The sequence below is a fragment of the Burkholderia sp. Ac-20345 genome (genome assembly GCF_017104825.1).
Classification (GTDB): Bacteria; Pseudomonadota; Gammaproteobacteria; order Burkholderiales; family Burkholderiaceae; genus Burkholderia; species Burkholderia lata_B.
On sequence record NZ_JAAGPO010000221.1, the window covers coordinates 1 to 15,738 of the forward strand.

Below are 15,738 nucleotides of genomic sequence, written 5' to 3' on the forward strand. Positions count from 1 at the left end.
TACCGGCCTCGCTCCGCGTCATTCGCACACGGGCGCCCGGCGCCGCGCCGGCGCGAACGCCACCGCACGCGCCGGCGCGAGCACGGCCACGCCCGCCGCGCCGTACACCATCACCCAGCCGAACCCGTGCACGAGCGCCGCGTGCAGCGCCGCGCCGGTCGGGTCGGCCTGCGCGAGCGCCGGTGCGATTTCGTGCAGCCCGTCGGTCCGGCCGGATGCAATCTCCTGCGCGAGCCGGCGCAGCGCCACGTCGCCGATCGAGCCTGCGACACCGCCCTTCAGGCTCGCGACGATCCCCGCGACCAGCACGAAGCCCATCGCCGCAATGTTCAGCGCGAGCGAGATCATCCGCGCGCTCATGTCGATGCCCGACGCCATCCCGGCCCGCGAGCTCGGCACCGCGCCCGTCGTCGTGTTGGTCACGGGCGTGTTCGTAAGCCCGAGCCCGATCCCGGCGATCACGCAGCCGGGCAGCATCGTCACCCAGCTTGCATGGTCGGCCGCGCCGCCGATCCGCATCAGCGCGAAACCGGCGGCAATCGTGAACAGGCCGCCCGGGATCACGACACCCGGCCCGTAGCGCAGCGCGAGCCGTTCGCCGAACGGCGGCGCGACCAGCGTCGGCAACGTGTACGCGAGCAACGCGAGGCCGGCCGTCACGCTGTCGTAGCCGAGCGCGACCTGGAACCAGATCGGCAGGTAGATCATGAACGGCCAGAAGCTGAAGTTCATCCCCATCGAGCCGAAGATCGCGCCGGTGAACGCGCGGATCCGGAACACCGAGAAGTCGAACATCGGCCGCGCGCTCGCGCGTTCCGCGATGAAGAAGCCGGCCAGCGCCAGCACGGTCGCGCCGAGCACACCGAGGCCGGCGGCGCTGGTCAGCCCGAGCTCCGCGCTTTGCGTGATGTAGAACGCCAGGCCGAGCACCGCGAGCGACAGCGTGACGATGCCCGCCACGTCGAGCCTGCCCGCGTGCGGATCGCGCGACTCCTGCACCGCGCCGCCGATCAGCACGAGCGCGATGGCCGCGAGCGGTGCATGGACGAGGAACACCCACGGCCAGCTTGCCAGCGCGACGATCGCGCCGCCGACGATCGGCCCGAACCCGAGCCCGATGCCGAACACGATCCCCCAGATCCCGAACGCGCGGCCGCGCTCGCGGCCCTCGCGGAACTGGTGCGACAGCACCGCAATCTGGCAGATCAGCATCGCACCGCCGCTCGCGCCCTGCAGCAGCCGGCCCGCGACCAGCACCGGCACATTCGGCGCGAGCCCGCACAGCAGCGACGTCGCGCCGAACAGCACGGTGCCGATCACATACACGCGCTTGCGGCCGAACCGGTCGGCGAGCGTACCGGCCGCCATCAGCACGGTCGTGCACGCGATCGTGTATGCATTCATGATCCACTGCATGCCGTTGAAATCGCCATGCAGCACGTGTTCGAGCGTCGGCAGGATCACCGGCACGCTCGAGATTTCGAGGCCGAACATCAGCGACGTGAGACAGACGGCCGCGAGCGCGACCGCATTCCTGCGGGAGTCGGATAGCGTCATGCGTATTGCGCCGCGGCCCGGCAACGGGCTGCGCGCCTCCAGGTGAGAAGGATGAGTCGCGTGCGGCCGGCAACGCACGCGGAACGGGAATCGGTACTATAGTGAGAATTCCCATCCCCATTGACGCACGCATTTCTCCAGACTGGGGAACCACAGGACTCAATCAGCCCACCCTCCCATGACCGACAGACTCGATGGCGTGACGACCTTCGTCCAGGTAGTGGAATCGGGCAGCTTCGCGCTCGCGGCGGAGCGGCTCGACATGACGCGTTCGGCCGTCGGCAAGGCGGTCGCGCGGCTCGAGAAACGACTCGGCGCACGGCTGCTGCAGCGCACGACGCGCAGCCAGAGCCTGACCGACGACGGCCAGGCGTATTACGACCGCTGCGTGCGTGCACTCGCGGAACTGGAAGCGGCGGAGGCCGACCTCGACTGCGGCCGCAACGAGCCGCGCGGCAAGCTGCGCCTGAGCGTGCCGCTCGCGTTCGGGCACCACTGCGTGACGCCGATCGTGCTCGATCTCGCGCGCACCTATCCGCATTTGCGGATCGACGTGTCGATCACCGACCGTTTCGTCGATCTCGTCGAGGAAGGCATCGACCTCGCGGTGCGGATCGGCGCGCTCGCGGACAGCACGAGCCTCGCGGTGCGGCGGCTCGGCACGCAGTACGGCAGCCTCGGTGCGGCGCCGTCGTATCTCGCCCGCTACGGGATGCCGAAGACGCTCGACGACCTGAAAGACCACCGGACGATCGCGTATTCACGTTCGGGCGTGGTTCAACCGTGGGATTTGCGCGCGCCGGACGGCTCGACGGTACGGATCGACATGCCGCACCAGCTCAGTTTCGACGACGTGCAGGCGATCGCGGCCGCCGGCGCGTCGGGGTTCGGGATCGCGTGGCTGCCGAGCTGGCTGCTCGATCACTACGTGAAGCGCGGCGAGATGACGGTCGTGCTCGACCGCTGCTTCGTCTGCGAAGGCGACATCCACGCGATCTGGCCGAAAACGCGCTACCTGCCGCGCAAGACGCGCTGCGTGATCGACGCTTTCGCGCAGGCGATTCCGCCAATGATCGAGCGATAGGCAGGACTGCGCACTGTGCCGAGGATCGTGCCGCCCCCGTACGAGCGGCACGTCCGCGCTACTTCGCGTCGCCGCCGTCGATCGCCAGCATGCGCCGGCGGCGCGCGCGGGCGAGTGCCGCCGGCGCAAAGTGCAGCACGACCAGCCGCGTCAGATGATGAGACAGGACGAACACGACGTTCAACCCGCCGCCATAGGCGACGATCGTGATCGTCTCGATAGCTCCGGGCGCATACGATAGCCACAGCGGCAGCACCCCGTAGCCGGACAGCCGCGCCATCCCCCACGCGAACGCACCGGCCACCATCAGCATCAGCGCGATGCATGCAAGGCCGGTTCGGCCGTATCGCAGCCCGTCCGCGAGCGTGATCTGCCGGAACTGCGCGCCGATCAGCGCCCCCAGGATGACCGACGCCGCATCGACGCACCACGCCGGCACGTCGAAGTCATGCAGCCATCCCGCGCGCACGAACACGCCGGTCAGCACGATGGCCGTGATCATGAACGGCGCCGGGACACCGAGCCCGAGCAACGTCCGCCCGGCCAGCACGCACAGCGCCACCAGCCCGGTCAGCGCCAGCCACGTCTCGACCGGCAATGCAGCGACAGCCGCCTGCTGCGGCGCGCCCACCTGCGCCGGAATGAAACAACTGACCAGGACCGTGATCGACAGGAGCCGCACGAGATGCACGACGATCACCTTGGCCGACGCGCGCTCGGATTCCAGCAGGTCGAATACCGCGGCGAGTGCGCCGGGATAGACGGCCAGCAGTGCATCGGCCCGGTTCCAGCGCGAGACGCGGGACAGCCAAAGACTGCCGACCACGATCTGGGTGGCCAGGCACAAGAGCAGGACGCCCAGGCTCGGCACGATCGAGACGACCATCTGCGTGTCCCACGACCGGAACAGCAAGCCGGTCGCGGTGCCGAGCACGATCTGTACGAACTCGAGGCCGAAGCGCAGCCTGGGCGCGTAGCCGAACCGGCTGGTCGCGATCGACGCGGCGAGAATCGCGCCGAGCAGCAGGCCATGCGGGACGCCCGCAACCCGCAGCGCCAGCCCGACCACGGTCAGGCCGGCAAGATACGCGAGTGTCTTCATCGGGAAGCGCCCCGGCCGTCGGCCAGGCTCCGGCAAATCGTGTCCGCCTGCATTTGCAGGACGTCGATGTTGCTGACGGCATAGAACACGCCGACGGTCGGGTTGCCGATCGCGAAGATGTTCGACGGGCCGCCGGCCCCGATCACGCGGCAATCGTCATAGCGCACCTCGATGCCGCCATACGGATGCCGGACGCACAATCCCGACGCCGACATGTTCGCGTAGATCGCACTGTCCATCGCGTTGCCCGATCCCGTGGCATTGATGATGTGCGAGAACGCATGACTGAAGTTCCGGCCTTGCGCGACGAAGTCGTGCTGCCCCGCCCGCACCTCGCTCACCCCCGTGCGGCACGCCAGCCTCCCGGCCCGAAGGTAATGCTGGATCTTCATCCAGTTGTCCTTGGGAATCGGCACGCGAAGCTGACGCCACGACCCCCTGAGCTTTCTGACGAAGACCTGCCGCTCGCGCTCGGGCAATGCATGCCAGATCATCGGCACGACGAGATTGGTGGCGGCGAGGACCGAATAGATTTCCTTGCGGGAGGCCGACACCCGGCTGTGATCGCGCATCAGGTCGCTCAGGTTCACGTCGATGCCTTGCGCATCGAACTCCTCGTTGAACAGCGTCTCGACGACCTTCAGCGTCGCCCCGCCGATGCGCAGGCGACGCTGGATCGTGTCCTCGTTCAACACCTTCAACTGGCAAGGCACGTACTCGTCGCTATAGTTCGGCAGCTTGCTGTGCCGGGTCAGCATCGTGACGTGATTGACCTCGTTGCCGGCCAGCAGCGTCAACGCCACGTCGATCGCCGACAGCTGGTTGCCCAGCACCCCGATGCGGTCGGAGCAGATGCCTTCGAGACAGACCGTCGGATACGGATTGTTGATGTAGCCCGACTGCCCCCGGAGTCCGTACAAGTCGGTCGGTTCCGTATTGCCGGTCGCGAGCACCAGTGCATCGTATCCCGGCACCGTCCCGATCGACGTGCGCAGCACGTAGCGCCCGTCCACCACCGTCACGTCGAGCACATTCGCCCGCTGATAGCGAATCGCCAGATGCTCGCGCATGGACGAGCGCAGCGACTCCTCGATGAATTTCCCGAACAAGGGCCTCGGCTGGTACGAGTCGGCACCCGCTTCGACAGTCCCCTGCAGCCATTTTCGAAAGTCGCCGCGCTCCCGCAGGTACATCAGGCTCGCGGGCCGGTTCACCAGATTGCCCAGCGTATCCGCTTGATAGGCCATGCCGGCCCCGATACTGCCGGCCGCGTCGTAGACGTCGATTTCCATCGCCGGTGCAAGCTGCTTCAAGCGCTCGATCACCACGGCACCGCTGTAGCCAAGACCGACAATCGCCACTTTTTTCATGTCACACATTGCCATTCCAGAACCCTCGCCCCCGGCGCGAAGCAGGCACACGCCGAGCCTGTCGCACCCGCCCCATGCCGCGACCCGCGCTCACTCCCAGACGAATGCGTCGCGCACCCAATCGTCGAGCGCAACGAGGTGGCGGCTGACCGCCTGTTCGCTGTCGCCGTCGACGATGGCGGACACGATCTCGGCATTCGTCATCTTCATGCCCGAGTAGGTCATGCCCTTTTGCGCGGTGACCGCGCAATAGCGGATGAACGGGAGATCGATCTGCGCGGGAAAATCACGCAAGGTTCCTGCCCGCGGCGGGATATTTAGTTGTCCGATCAGATTCTTCGCGACGATGCGTTGCGTCAAACCCGACGACGCCCCGCTCCGCAACGCGTCGATCAGGGTCATGCGCGGATCGATGCCATAAGCCGCGGACAGTTCCTGATTGACACTGCAGCCGCCGAGCCGGCAAGCGATCTCGCACACCACCAGTTCGTCGCCGTCGAGGAACACCTCGAGGTGAAACAGCATCGTGGGAATCGGCGGCAGCGCCCGCTCGACGACGTTCCGTGTCAATTCCACGCACGCGTCGTGCAACGGATTGTCCGCAGCCAGCATCTGGAATCCGAGACTCTTGCCGCCCAGGAAATCGAGGCAGGTCACGGTCGATCGAACGGGAGAAATGATGATCGGCTTGCCGTTGATGTACAGGCCGTTGACGTTCAACAGCGGCGCATCCAGGAATTTTTCGACCATCAGGTTATGGAAGGTCGTGCCGTCCTGCTCCGACAAATAGGCCAGCAACGCCTGCCGGTCGCGCAGCACGCTCACCCCGCCCGACCCGCGGCCATCGCGCGGCTTGACCACCACCGGATAGCCATGACGCTCGATGAAGTCGTCGATCTCGCACGCGGAGCGCACGGCGGCCATCGGATTGATCCGGATGCCCCGCTCGGCCAGCCGCTGCTTCATCAGGAACTTGTCCCGGTAAAGCAGCGTGGCGGCTTCGTGGCTGCCGCCGCTCGCGTGGATCCGGTCCTTGATCCGCGCGGCCCGCAGCAGGTCGACCTCCGCCAGCGCGATGACTGCGTCGGTACGCAAGGTCCGGGCCTCGGCCAATGCATCGAGTTCGACCTGGGCCGAATCGTTGAACCGCTCGTACAGGCGAAACATCCGGGACAGGCCCGGCAAGCGCGCATGCAGCGCATCCCGAGCCGCCAGGTCGCTGTAGATCAACGACTGATGGCCGAGCGCCTCCAGCCACGCCTGCTCCGAATGTTGCAGCAGGATTTTCGCGGGTGCGAACAAGATTGCCGGATTCAAACTACCCCCTCATTTTTCGGTAGCGATCAAACATCCACCCTCAAATCACAAGAAAATGTAATTTGAAGTAATTGAAATGAAATACAAGATTTGAAACAGAGCGCCTGATTATTTCCAGCTCAATCATCCATTAATCACGCATCTAGTAAAGACGCGACGGCACGCGCGTCAACTCTCGTTGAAACGTCAAATGCGCAACGAATCCGTCAGGGAAACCAGCCGACGCACGAATGCCCGCCAATCGAGCGGCAGCCACGAACCCGGGGCGCCAATGGACGCACCGATCGATAGCCGATACCTGGATTTGTCTCGCGGAACCCCCGTGGCCGGGCGACTCAGCGCCCCGGCCCGCTCGCCGTGGACGGGCCGCCACGACGACACTGCCAGCGCGCGCCAGCGGAATGTACGGACGCAGGCAGCATCGCCCCCTGTCCGGAATAGCCCCTTTCTCTCATGCCTGCCTCGGATTTTTATCGAATGGCGGCATTTTCATGCACGCTTTCGATACGGCGACTCAAATTATCGAACAGCCAATCAAACTTTGTTTGATGATATTAATGGCTTTATTGATTCGTTGGCAAGCAGAAACCCTCGCCCACCACCCTCGAATTCGTAAATTATTATCGAGATTTCCATCTATTCGTGGCGGTTGTGATTCAACGCGACTGATGTTAGTGCGCGTTACCACATGTCCGGTACGGGATAGGTGTCGGCCTCGAAAAAGAAAAACGGCGCATGCCGAAGCATGCGCCGCCTTGCAGGTGGCCGGCCCCGTGCCGGCGGTTCAATCCGCGCCCAGCGCCGCCAGCGGATGCGCGAACAGCTTCCACGGCGACGTGAGGAAATGCCGCACGCGTTCGGCGCGCAGCTCGACGAGCGACGCGGGCGCCCAGCGCGGCTTGCGATCCTTGTCGACGAGATGCGCGCGCACGCCTTCGCAGAAGTCGCCTTCCTCGATCGCGCGCGCGACGATGCCGAGCTCCATCCGGAACGATTCGGCCAGCGTCATCTGTCGGCCGCGCAGCAGCGCCTCACGCGTCACGGACAGCATCGTCGGCGAATGGCTCGTGAGCGCGTCGAGCGTCGCCTGCAGCCATTGACGGTGCTCGCGCGACAGCTCCTCGCGCGAGAGATCCTGCGTCAGCGTTGCAACGATCCGCTCGACGGTCGAGCGCTTGTCGAAGTGACGCACGATCCACGGCATCTGGCTGTCGAGCGCTGCGTGCGGCACGACATTGCACGGCGGTTCGAACACCTTGCGCAGCAACGGCAGCGCATCGCCTTCCCACTTGACGCTTTCGATACGCGTCTCGAACGTGTCGAGCCACGCGGACGGCACGCACAGATCCGCGAGCTTCGCGGTCAGCGCGTCGGCACCCGACAGCATCGCGCCGGTCAGCCCGACGTACAACTCGAGTTCGACCGGCATGCGCGACAGGAAATGCGTCGCGCCGACGTCAGGCACGAGGCCGATGCGCGTCTCCGGCATCGCGATCTTGCTGCGCTCGGTCGCGACGCGCAGCGCCGCACCCTGTGCGAGGCCCATGCCGCCGCCCATCGTCACGCCGTCCATCAGCGCGACCACCGGCTTCGGGAACGTATGGATCGCGTAGTCGAGCCGGTATTCGTCGACGAAGAACGGCAGCCAGGTTTCGCGCTGCGCGACCATCCTGTACAGCGCGCGCACGTCGCCGCCCGCGCAGAAGCCCTTCTCTCCCGCGCCGCGCAGCACGACCGCGACGATCTGGTCGTCGTTGCGGCAGCGCTCGAGTAGCGCGGCCAGCTCGCCGATCATCGCGTACGACAACGCATTGAGCGCGGCCGGCCGGTTCAGCGTGATCAGCCCCACGCGATTCACCACGCGGAACAGCACCTCGGGTGCATGCTCCGCGAATGCGTCGTGATTCGTGACCGGCGTGCTCATCGTTGCGACTCTCCATCGGTGTGCCACTGCGGCGCGCGCTTGCCGAGGAACGCGGCCACGCCTTCGCGCGGATCGTTCGTGTCGAACAGGTCGACGAAGCGTTCGCGCTCGACCGCAAGCGCCGCGCTGCGCGGCACGCCGCGGCGCGCGAGGCCGATCAGCTCCTTGCTGTACGCGACCGCGTGCGGGCTCTGCCGCGCGACGTTGCGTGCCAGTGCCAGCGCGGCATCGCGCGCCGCACCCGACTCGACGACGTCCTCGACGAGGCCGATCCGCAGCGCGGTGGCCGCGTCGACACGCGCGCCGGTCAGAATGATCTTCTTCGCCCAGCCTTCACCGACCAGCCAGGGCAGCGTCTGCGTGCCGAGCCCGCAGGGCAGCAGGCCGACCGACGGCTCGGGCAGCGCCATCTGCGCGTGCGTCTCCGCGATGCGAAGGTCACACGCGAGCGCGCATTCGAGCCCGCCGCCCATCGCATAGCCGTTGATCGCCGCGATCGTCACGACGCGCGCGTCGTGCAGCGCTTCGAACGCCGCGCCGAAGCGCGACGCCATCGCGCGCGCAACCGCGCGGTCGCCTTCGGCGAACGTGTTGAGATCGGCGCCCGCGCTGAAGAACTTCGGGCCGTCGCCGGTGATCACCAGCGCACGCACGCGCGGGTTCGCATTCAGCTCGGCGACGGTTTCCTGCAGTTGCCGCAGCCCGTCGGCGGTAAAGGCGTTCGCGGGCGGACGCTTGAGCGTCGCGCACGCGATCGCGCCGTCGTCGACGTAGTCCAGTTCGATCATCACGCGTCCTTCTTCGTAGCCGGTTGGTACAGGCGGATCACCGCCGAGAAATCGAGCTGGCCGTCGCCGCGGCTGCTCATCGTCTGGTACAGCTGCTGCGCGAGCGCGCCGAGATAGACGGGCTGGCGGGCCTGCTTCGCGGCGTCGTTCGCGAGGCCGAGATCCTTCAGCATCAGGTCGGTGCCGAAGCCGCCCGAGTAGCCGCGCGACGACGGCGCGGTGTCGATCACGCCCGGATACGGGTTGTAGGTGTCCGAACTCCAGCAGCGGCCCGTCGACGTGTTGACGATGCCGGCCAGCACCTTCGGGTCGATGCCGAGCGCGACGCCGAGCGACATCGCCTCCGACACGGCCGCCATCGAGATGCCGAGCACGAGGTTGTTGCAGACCTTCGCGACCTGCCCCATGCCCGTCGCGCCGCAATGGACGATGTTCTTGCCCATGCCGGCGAGCACCGGCTTCACGCGCTCGAAATCCGCGTCGCTGCCGCCGACCATGAAGGTCAGCGTGCCGGCCGCCGCGCCGCCGGTGCCGCCCGACACGGGCGCATCGACGAACGCGCCGCCGTGCTCGCGCACGAGCGCGCCGAACGCCTGCGCGCTCGCCGGGTCGATCGTGCTCGAATCGATCACGGTCGCGCCCGCGCCGAGGCCGGCGAGCACGCCGTTCTCGCCGGACAGCACCGAGCGCACGTGCGGTGCGGCCGGCAGCATCGTGATGACGAACGTCGCACCCGATGCCGCATCGCGCGGCGACGCGGCGACCTGTGCGCCGGCATCCTGCAGCGCGCGCAATGCATCGGCGCTCAGGTCGAACGCGTGCACTTCGTGGCCCGCTTTCAGCAGGTTCAGCGCCATCGGTGCGCCCATGTGGCCGAGGCCGATAAATCCGATTTTCATGTTCGTATCCTCCGTCGCTCAGTGCAGCCGGATCGTCGTATTCACCGGGCCGGCCGTCGTATCGTCGTCGAACCAGCGCGCGGTGACCGTCTTGGTCTGCGTGTAGAACTGCACGACCTGCTTGCCGTACGGGCCGAGATCGCCGAGCTTCGAGCCGCGCGAGCCCGTGAAGCTGAAGAACGGCACGGGCACCGGGATCGGGATATTGATGCCGACCTGGCCGATGTCGATTTCGCTCTGGAACTTGCGTGCGGCCGCGCCGCTCTGCGTGAACAGGCCCACGCCGTTGCCGAACGGGTTCGCGTTGACGAGCGCGATCGCGTCGTCAAGCGTGTCGGCTTCCATCACGACCAGCACCGGGCCGAAGATTTCATGCGTGTAGACCGACATGTTCGTCTTCACGCTCGAGAAGATCGTCGGGCCGACGAAGTTGCCCTGCTCGTAGCCGGTCACCTGCACGTCGCGGCCGTCGAGTTCGAGCTTCGCGCCTTCCTTCACGCCCGCGTCGATCAGCGACAGGATGCGTTCCTTTGCCGCCTTCGACACGACCGGCCCCACGTCCGTACCGGCTTCCGCGCCCGCATTGACCTTCAGCGCCTTCGCCTTCGCGACGATGTCCGGCAGCCAGTCGCGCGCATTGCCGACGAGCACTACGACCGACGTCGCCATGCAGCGCTGGCCGGCCGCGCCGAAGCCTGCGCCGACGAGTGCGTTGATCGCCTGCTCGCGGTGCGCATCGGGCAGCACGACCGCGTGGTTCTTCGCGCCCATCATCGACTGCACGCGCTTGCCGTGCGCGCTGCCGAGGTTGTACACGTGCGTGCCGACCGCCGTCGAACCGACGAACGAGATCGCCTTCACGAGCGGATGCGTGCAGATCGCGTCGACGACTTCCTTGCCGCCGTGCACGACGTTCAGTACGCCTTTCGGTACGCCGGCCTCGATCGCGAGCTCGATCAGCTGCATCGTCGACAGCGGATCCTGTTCCGACGGCTTCAGCACGAACGTGTTGCCGCACACGATCGCCATCGGGAACATCCACAGCGGAATCATCGCGGGGAAGTTGAACGGCGTGATGCCCGCGCACACGCCGAGCGGCTGGCGCAGCGTGTAGGTATCGACGCCGCCCGCGACGTTCTCCGCGAATTCGCCGAGTTGCAGCGAACCGATCGAACATGCGTGCTCGACCACTTCGAGGCCGCGGAAGATGTCGCCTTCGGCATCGGGAATCGTCTTGCCCTGCTCGGCCGTCAGCGTTTTCGCGATGCGCTGCTGGTTCGTGCGCACGAGATCCTGGAACTTCAGCATGATGCGCATGCGCGCGGCGATCGGCGTGTTCTTCCACGTCGCGTACGCGGTGTGCGCGGCCTGCACGGCCGCGTCGACTTCCGCGACGGTCGCGAACGGCACGCGCGCGAGTACCTGCTGCGTCGCCGGGTTGACGATGTCGCGCCACTCGTTCGTGGCGGACTCGACGAAGGCGCCGTCGATCAGCAGTTTGACCGTCGGCACGTCTTTCGAATTCGCGTTCATCGATCCACTCTCCTGGCAGAAGGCCGCGAAGCGCGATATCGCCGCGCGGCCGGTTCAATTCGGCTGCGGGCGGCGGCCGCGGAATGCGGCGCGCGCGGCCCGCGGTCACGTCACTTCAGTTCGGCGGCGAAATCCTCTTCCCAGTATTCGCCGGGCATCCGTTCACTTGCATCGTCGCCACGCTCGATCTCGCGGCGGCGCAATTCGACGCGGCGGATCTTCCCCGAGATCGTCTTCGGCAGCTCCGCGAACTGCAGGCGGCGAATGCGCTTGTACGGCGCGAGCTTCTCGCGCGAGAAACGGAAGATTTCCAGCGCGAGCTCGGAGCTTTCCTCGTAGCCCTGCCGCAGCGTGATGAAGGTCTTCGGCACCGACAGCCGCACGGGGTCAGGGCTCGGCACGACGGCCGCCTCGGCGATCGCCGGATGCTCGATCAGCACGCTTTCGAGTTCGAACGGGCTCAGCCGGTAGTCGGACGACTTGAACACGTCGTCCGCGCGGCCGATGTACACGTAGTAACCGTCATCGCGACGCATCGCGATGTCCGACGTGCGGTAGTGGCCGTCGCGCATCGCGTAGGCCGTCGCGTCGGGGTTGTTCGCATAGCCTTTCATCAGCCCCACCGGGCGCGCGACGTCTGCGCCGATCGGCAGCGCGACCTCGCCTTCGGTCACGGCCGTGCCGTCCGGGTCGAGCAGCGCAATGCGGTAGCCCGGCAGCGGCCGGCCCATCGAGCCCGCGACGACCGGCTGGCCCGGCGAGTTGCCGATCAGGCAGGTCGTTTCGGTCTGGCCGTAACCGTCACGAATCGCGATGCCCCACGCCTTCTTCACGCGCTCGATGATCTCGGGATTCAGCGGCTCGCCCGCGCCAACGATCTCGCGCAGCTTCACGTCGAACGACGCCAAAGGCTGCTGCACGAGCATGCGCCACACGGTCGGCGGCGCGCACAGCGTCGTCACCTGGTATTTGACGAGCGCATCGAGCACCACCTTCGGCTCGAAGCGCGCGTAGTTGAATGCGAACACGCATGCCTGCGCGTTCCACGGCGCGAAGAAGCAGCTCCACGCGTGCTTCGCCCAGCCCGGCGAGCTGATGTTCCAGTGGATGTCGCCAGGCTGCAGGCCGACCCAGTACATCGTCGACAGATGGCCGACCGGATAGGTGCGGTGCGTATGCTCGACGAGCTTCGGCTTCGACGTCGTGCCCGACGTGAAGTACAGCAGCATCGGATCGTTCGCGTGCGTGACGGCGTCCGGCTCGAATTCGGCGCTGGCCGCATAGCCGTCGTTCATCGCGAGCCAGCCCGCGCGCGGCGCGCCGGCGACGATCTTCTGCGCGAGGCCGAGATCCGGCTGTTCGAATTTGGCGGTTTCGTTCTCGTCGACGATCGCGTATTTCGCGCCGCCGATCTGCACGCGGTCGCGCACGTCGTCGGGCGACAGTTGGGTGGTGGCAGGCAGCACGATCGCGCCGAGCTTCATCGCGGCGAGCATCGCATCCCACAGCTCGACACGGTTCGGCAGCATCAGCAGGATCCGGTCGCCGCGCACGACGCCGATCGAGCGCAGCCAGTTCGCGATCCGCGACGAGCGCTCGGACATCTGCGCGAACGAATACGGATCGCCCGTGCCGGTCGCCGCGTCGACGATCCACAGCGCGGGCTGGTCGTTGCCGCGCGCCATCGGGTCGAAGTAGTCGAGCGCCCAGTTGAACGCGTCGAGCACCGGCCACTCGAACTCGCGGTACGCGGTTTCGTAGTCGGTGCGGTGGCGCAGCAGAAAGTCGCGTGCGTTCAGGAATGCCTGTACCGTCATCGTTTCCTCCAGTCTCCATGCGTCGAACCGGACATGTGCTGCAGCGCATGCCCGGTTGCCTCTGTTGCGGCGCACGGTCACGTCGTTGCGTGCCGCGTTCGCCGCGCTGCCCTCGTGCCCTGCGTGATGTCGTCGCCGGGGCAACCGCCTCGGCTCAAAGCTGCCGCGCGATCACCATCCGCTGCACTTCGCTGGTGCCTTCGTAAATCTGCGTGATGCGCGCGTCGCGATAGTGACGCTCGACTTCGTAATCGACCAGGTAGCCGTAGCCGCCGTGGATCTGGATCGCGTCCGAACACACGCGCTCGGCCATTTCCGATGCGAACAGCTTCGCCTGCGACGCTTCCGACAGGCACGGCAGCCCGGCCGTGCGCAGCTTCGCCGCGTGATGCACGAGCAGGCGCGCGGCGTTGATCTGCACGGCCATGTCGGCGAGCTTCTGCTGGATCGCCTGGTGCTCGGCGATCGGCTTGCCGAACTGCACGCGCTCGCCCGCATAGCGGCGCGCCTTGTCGAACGCGGCGCGCGCGATGCCGAGCGCCTGCGCGGCGATGCCGATGCGGCCGCCTTCGAGGTTCGACAAAGCGATCTTCAGCCCTTCACCGCGATTGCCGAGCAGGTTCTCTTCCGGAATCGCACAGTTCTCGAACGTGATCGGGCACGTATCCGATGCGCGGATGCCCATCTTCTTCTCGGGCTTGCCGACGATGAAGCCCGGCGTGTCGGTCGGCACCAGGAACGCGGAAATGCCGCGCTTGCCGGCTTCCGGGTCGGTCATGGCAAAAACGATCGCGACGCCGGCGCGCTGGCCGTTGGTCACGAACTGCTTCGCGCCGTTCAGCACCCATTTTCCGTCGCGCAGTTCCGCACGCGTGCGCAGGTTGTTCGCCTCGGAGCCGGCATGCGGCTCGGTCAGGCAGAACGCGCCGATCACGCGGCCGGACGCCATGTCGGCCAGCCATCGATCCTTCTGCGCCGGCGTGCCGAAGCCGAGGATCGGCCCGCAGCCGACCGAGTTGTGCACGCTCATCATCGTCGCGCACGCGGCATCGCCGGCGGCGACCTCTTCCATCGCCAGCGCATAGGCCACGTAGTCCGTATACGAGCCGCCCAGCTCCTGCGGCACGATCATCCCGAGCAGGCCGAGTTCGCCGAGCTGCGCGACGATCGCGTCGGGCAGGTGCGCATCGTGGTCCCACTGCGCCGCGTTCGGCGCCAGCATGTCGGTGGCAAACGCGCGCGCGGCATCGCGGATCATCCGCTGGTCTTCGGTGTAAAGCTCGTCCATGGTGCTGCTGTCTCCCGCGGCCGCCGGGCGCGACCGTCCTTGCGTTTCGATGCAACAAGTGTAGGCAAGCAGGCGCGACTGTTCGATGCTCGCGTCGCTCATTTACACTGAGCGTTTTTGCCACACCGGCGGCACGGATGAAGCAGGAAGACAAGGGAACCGTCGCGATCAGCCTCGTCGCTTACAGCGTCGCGCTCGCGACCCGGCGCGGCGTCGCGGCCGAGCCGCTGCTCGCGCAGGCCGGCATCGCGCCCGCGCTGCTCGGGCAGCCGCGCGCACGGGTGTCCGCACAGCAATACGGCGCGCTGTGGAACGCGATCGCGCGCACGCTCGACGACGAGTTTTTCGGGCAGGATCGCCACCCGATGCGCAGCGGCAGCTTCATCGCGATGAGCCAGGCGGCGCTGTCCGCGCGCGACGGGCTGCACGCGATGGCGCGCGCGGTGAATTTCATGCACTGCGTGCTCGACGACCTGCACGCGGAGCTCGATGCCAACCCGCAGCGCGTGCGGCTGCGCTTCGTGCACCGCAACAACGGCGCGACGCCCGCGATGTTCACGTACGCGACCTATTTCATCATCGTCTACGGGCTCACCTGCTGGCTGATCGGGCGGCGCATCCCGCTGCTGCATGCCAGCTTCCGCTGCGACACGCCGCCGGCCGACCACGAATACCCGTCGATGTTCTGTGACGACATGCGTTTCAACGAGCCCGATTCGTATGTCGATTTCGATCCCGAATTCGCGACGCTGCCGGTCGTGCAGAACGCGAAGACGCTGAAGACGTTCCTGCGCAACGCGCCGGCCAGCTTCATCGTCAAGTACCGTAACCCGAACGCGCTCGCGCAGCGCGTGCGCGCGGTGCTGCGCGAGCGGACGCGACGCGTTGTCGTCGGCCGGCGCCTGGTCGGCGCGCGCCTTCTTCATGTCGGGGTCGGGCAGCGTCTTCTGCAGGCCGATCAGGTTGCGCGGCTTCTTGAAGTCGGCAGCCTTGTACGCGCGCGCCAGGTACTTGCTGTACTCGGCCGGTTCGACCTTCACCGACATCGGGTCGATGCTC

Annotated in this window: 12 protein-coding genes; 2 read left to right on the forward strand and 10 right to left on the reverse strand. The window is 66.7% G+C overall.

Annotated elements, in window-relative coordinates:
• Positions 1-18: 18 nt before the first annotated feature.
• Positions 19-1,557, reverse strand: coding sequence for an MFS transporter (locus G3O06_RS40895; protein WP_205819486.1), 1,539 nt, complete (start codon positions 1,555-1,557; stop codon positions 19-21).
• Between the two features lie 178 nt (positions 1,558-1,735).
• Between G3O06_RS40895 and G3O06_RS40900 the strand changes: the two genes are divergently transcribed.
• The gene (locus G3O06_RS40900) at positions 1,736-2,641 is read left to right on the forward strand and encodes a LysR family transcriptional regulator (protein ID WP_174971905.1); all 906 of its coding nucleotides are present in this window, start codon (positions 1,736-1,738) and stop codon (positions 2,639-2,641) included.
• A gap of 58 nt (positions 2,642-2,699) precedes the next feature.
• On the opposite strand, the gene G3O06_RS40905 is transcribed toward G3O06_RS40900, so the two are convergent.
• The 9 genes from G3O06_RS40905 to G3O06_RS40945 all read right to left on the reverse strand — a co-directional run bounded on the left by G3O06_RS40905 (position 2,700) and on the right by G3O06_RS40945 (position 14,679).
• A complete protein-coding gene (locus tag G3O06_RS40905; RefSeq protein WP_175000001.1) occupies positions 2,700-3,743 on the reverse strand; it encodes an AbrB family transcriptional regulator in 1,044 nt (347 codons plus the stop codon).
• Entirely contained in the window at positions 3,740-5,113 is a 1,374-nt protein-coding gene (locus G3O06_RS40910; protein ID WP_205819487.1) for an FAD/NAD(P)-binding protein, read from the reverse strand. Before G3O06_RS40910 ends, G3O06_RS40905 begins: the two co-directional genes overlap by 4 nt.
• A 90-nt stretch (positions 5,114-5,203) precedes the next feature.
• Positions 5,204-6,430 (reverse strand): hypothetical protein, encoded by a 1,227-nt coding sequence (locus tag G3O06_RS40915; protein WP_205819488.1) that lies wholly within the window; start codon positions 6,428-6,430, stop codon positions 5,204-5,206.
• A 784-nt stretch (positions 6,431-7,214) separates the two neighbouring features.
• Positions 7,215-8,354: an enoyl-CoA hydratase/isomerase family protein gene (locus tag G3O06_RS40920; protein WP_205819489.1), complete on the reverse strand. Its 1,140-nt coding sequence runs from the start codon at positions 8,352-8,354 to the stop codon at positions 7,215-7,217.
• Positions 8,351-9,142, reverse strand: a complete 792-nt coding sequence (locus G3O06_RS40925; RefSeq protein ID WP_205819492.1) for an enoyl-CoA hydratase — start codon at positions 9,140-9,142, stop codon at positions 8,351-8,353. The genes G3O06_RS40920 and G3O06_RS40925 overlap by 4 nt, the downstream gene beginning before the upstream one ends.
• Positions 9,142-10,041: a 3-hydroxyisobutyrate dehydrogenase gene (gene mmsB / locus G3O06_RS40930; RefSeq protein WP_011354325.1), complete on the reverse strand. Its 900-nt coding sequence runs from the start codon at positions 10,039-10,041 to the stop codon at positions 9,142-9,144. Before mmsB ends, G3O06_RS40925 begins: the two co-directional genes overlap by 1 nt.
• Before the next feature lie 18 nt (positions 10,042-10,059).
• Positions 10,060-11,574: a CoA-acylating methylmalonate-semialdehyde dehydrogenase gene (locus G3O06_RS40935; RefSeq protein ID WP_205819490.1), complete on the reverse strand. Its 1,515-nt coding sequence runs from the start codon at positions 11,572-11,574 to the stop codon at positions 10,060-10,062.
• 110 nt (positions 11,575-11,684) lie between these two features.
• Entirely contained in the window at positions 11,685-13,391 is a 1,707-nt protein-coding gene (locus tag G3O06_RS40940; protein ID WP_205819491.1) for an AMP-binding protein, read from the reverse strand.
• Positions 13,392-13,545: 154 nt separating this feature from the next.
• The gene (locus G3O06_RS40945; RefSeq protein ID WP_174917558.1) at positions 13,546-14,679 is read right to left on the reverse strand and encodes an acyl-CoA dehydrogenase family protein; all 1,134 of its coding nucleotides are present in this window, start codon (positions 14,677-14,679) and stop codon (positions 13,546-13,548) included.
• A gap of 137 nt (positions 14,680-14,816) precedes the next feature.
• Between G3O06_RS40945 and G3O06_RS40950 the strand changes: the two genes are divergently transcribed.
• On the forward strand, positions 14,817-15,738 hold a 922-nt coding region (locus G3O06_RS40950; protein WP_241020494.1), incomplete at its 3' end, for an AraC family transcriptional regulator.